The following is a 3,471-nucleotide window of genomic DNA, read 5'->3' as shown; positions in this document are numbered from 1 at the left end:
CGGGGAGATCGCGGCTGCGCACGTGGCCGGGGTGTTCTCTCTTGACGACGCGGCGATGTTGGTGGCGGCTCGTGGGCGGTTGATGGATGGGCTGCCGGCGGGTGGGGTGATGGTGGCGGTCCAGGCCACCGAGTCGGAGGTACGTGAGCTGCTGGAGGGTGTTGAGGGGGCGGGTATCGCTGCGGTGAACGGGCCGCGTGCGGTGGTGCTCTCGGGCACCGAGGCTGCGGTGCTGCCGGTGGTGGAGGCGCTGCGGGAGCGTGGGGTGAAGACCAAGCAGCTCCAGGTCAGTCACGCTTTCCATTCGCCGCTGATGGAGCCCATGCTCGCGGAGTTCCGTCGGGTCGCCGAGGTCCTGGACTACGAGGCGCCGCGGATCGCCGTGGTCTCGAACGTGACGGGCGCCGTGGCCTCGGCGCAGGAGCTCTGCGCACCGGAGTACTGGGTGCGGCATGTCCGCGAGGCGGTGCGTTTCGGCTCGGGCGTGGAGGCCCTGGTTGCTGCCGGTGTGACGTCGTTCGTCGAGCTGGGCCCGGACGGTGTGCTCAGTGGGATGGCTCGTGAGTCGCTGGCGGAGGACTCGGATGTGGCGTGCGTGCCCGTGATGCGTCGGGACCGGGATGAGGTGCGGGAGTTCCTGACCGGACTCGCCCGGCTCACTGTCCGTGGCGTTGCGGTGAGTTGGGAGCCGCTGACGGCGGGCGGTCGCCGGGTGGAGTTGCCCACGTACGCCTTCCAGCGGCGCTGGTTCTGGCTGGAGGCCGGCCAGAAGACCACCGACGCGGCCGGGCTCGGACAGTCGGCCGCCGACCATCCCCTGGTGGGCGCGGTGGTCGGGCTGGCCGGCGGCGACGGGTCGGTGCTGACCGGGCGGCTGTCCCTGAAGTCGCACCCGTGGCTCGCCGACCACGCCGTCGCCGGTGTGGTGCTGCTGCCCGGCACGGCCTTCGTCGAGCTGGCGGTACGCGCCGGTGACCAGGTCGGCTGCGGACGGCTGGAGGAACTGACGCTGGAGGCGCCGCTGGTGGTGCCCGAGCGCGGAGCCGTACAGGTACAGGTCGTGGTCGGGGCGCTGGAGGAGTCCGGCGTCCGCTCGCTGAGCGTGTACTCCCGTGCCGAGGACGAGGGCGTGGAGGAGGCCTGGACCCGGCACGCCACGGGCTTCGTCGCGGGCGGTGCAGGCACCGACGGCATGGGCCTGGAGTCATGGCCGCCCGCGGGCGCCGTGGCCGTCGACGCGAGCGACGTGTACGAGACCATGGCGGGGCAGGGCTACGGCTACGGGCCGGTGTTCCAGGGGCTGCGCTCGGTGTGGCGCCGTGCGGACGAGGTGTTCGCGGAGGTCGCCCTCCCCGAGGGCGCGCAGGCGGACGCGCAGCGCTTCGGACTGCACCCGGCGCTGCTGGACGCCGCACTGCACGCGACCGACTACCTGGACCCGCAGGGTCCCGATGCCGCCGCCGAGACACGACTGCCGTTCGCGTGGACCGGAGTGACGCTCCACGCCACCGGTGCGTCCGCGCTGCGGGTGCGGATCACGGCGACCGGGAACGACGGCTACGCGCTCGACCTCGCCGACAGCGCCGGGCAGCCCGTCGCGACCGTGCGGTCCCTCGTCCTCCGCCCGGTCACCGCGGAACAACTGCGCGGGGCCCGGAGCGGCCCCGACTCGATGTTCCGGGTGGACTGGACCCCGGTCACGGCCGAGCCGACCCCGGCCGACGGCGTCTGGACCCTCGTCGGCCCCGACGAGCCCGGTCTGGCGTCCGCACTCGTCGGCGCCGGCGTACGCTGCACCGCTCACGACGACCTGGACGACCTCGGGGCCGCCCTCGACGCAGGGGCTGTCGTCCCCGACTTCGTCGTTGCCGACCTGCCGTCACCGGCCGGCCAGGGCACCGACGTGCCCGCGGCCGTCCGTGCCGCGGCCGACGCCGCGCTGCGGCTCGTCCAGACCTGGCTCGCCGACGAACGCCTAGCCGCCACCCGGCTCGTCGTCGTCACACGCGACGCCGTCTCCGTCGACCCGGCCGCGGGCGGCGGCCCCGACCTGGCCCTGGCTCCCGTCTGGGGCCTGCTCCGCTCCGCACAGGCCGAGAACCCCGACCGCATCCGCCTCGTCGACATCGACGACACCGAGCCCTCGCGCACCGCCCTGGCCCTCGTGACCTCCGTGGACGAGCCCGAACTCGCCCTGCGCAAGGGCAACCTCTACGCCCCCCGCCTGGTCCGGGCCGCCGCTGACACCGGGCTCGTACGGCCCCCGGACGCCACGAGCTGGCGCCTGGACGTGCTGACCCAGGGCACCCTGGACAACCTCGCCCTCATCCCAAGCGACGCCGACCGGCAGCCGCTGGCCGAGGGACAGATACGTATCTCCGTCCGAGCCGCGGGTGTCAACTTCCGTGACGTCCTCGTCGCCCTCGGCATGTACCCGACCAAGGCGGACATCGGCGGCGAAGCGGCCGGCATCGTCGAGGAGGTCGGTCCCGGAGTCACCGGATTCGCGCCCGGCGACCGCGTCATGGGCCTCTTCGACACGGCCTTCGGCCCGCACGCCGTCACCGACCACCGCACGCTCGTCCCGATGCCGCGCAGTTGGTCCTACGCGCAGGCCGCGACCGTCCCGCTCGTCTTCTCCACCGCGTACTACGGCCTGGTGGACCTCGCGGACGTGCACTCCGGAGAATCGGTCCTCGTCCACGCCGCGGCCGGCGGCGTCGGCATGGCGGCCGTGCAACTCGCCCGCCACCTAGGGGCAGAGGTGTACGGCACGGCCAGCCCGGCCAAGTGGGACGCACTGCGTTCCGCCGGTCTGGACGACGACAACATCGCGTCCTCCCGAGACACCGAGTTCGAGCGGAAGTTCCTCGACAGCACCGGCGGCCGTGGCGTCGACGTCGTCCTGGACTCCCTCACCGGCGAGTTCATCGACGCGTCCCTGCGCCTCATGCCGCGCGGCGGACGCTTCGCCGAGATGGGCAAGACCGACGTCCGCGACCCCGAGCAGGTGGCCGAGCAGTACCCCGGCGTGCGCTACCGCGCCTTCGACCTCTTCGAGGCGGACCTCGACCGACTCCAGGCGATTCTGCGGGAGTTGCTCGCCCTCTTCGACAGCGGAGCGCTGTCGCCCCTGCCCGTACGCACCTGGGACGTCACCCACGCCCCCGATGCCTTCCGCCACATGGCGCAGGCCCGCCACATCGGCAAGGTCGCTCTTACCATGCCTGCCCCGCTTTGGGGCACCAGTGCCAGTGCCAGTGCCAGTGCCAGTAGCAGTGCTGGTGGTGGTGTGGTGTTGGTGACTGGTGGTACGGGTGGTCTGGGTGCGGTGGTGGCCCGGCACTTGGTCGTATCGCACGGTGTGGAGCGTCTGGTGTTGCTGTCGCGGCGGGGTCAGGATGCGCCGGGTGCGGTTGAACTGGTGGCTGAGCTGGCCGGGTTGGGTGCTCACGTGGAGGTTGTGGCGTG

Annotated in this window: 1 protein-coding gene; it reads left to right on the top strand. The window is 72.6% G+C overall.

Going from position 1 to position 3,471, the window contains the following annotated elements; all coding sequences use genetic code 11:
* Positions 1–55: 55 nt before the first annotated feature.
* A partial coding sequence (locus tag KUF83_RS36280) for a polyketide synthase dehydratase domain-containing protein (protein ID WP_254644882.1) occupies positions 56–3,471 on the top strand: 3,416 nt, incomplete at its 3' end.

The sequence above is a fragment of the Streptomyces sp. BV286 genome (assembly GCF_019090165.1).
In the GTDB taxonomy this organism is placed as follows: domain Bacteria; phylum Actinomycetota; class Actinomycetes; order Streptomycetales; family Streptomycetaceae; genus Streptomyces.
This window is presented reverse-complemented; position numbering and strand designations above follow the sequence as displayed.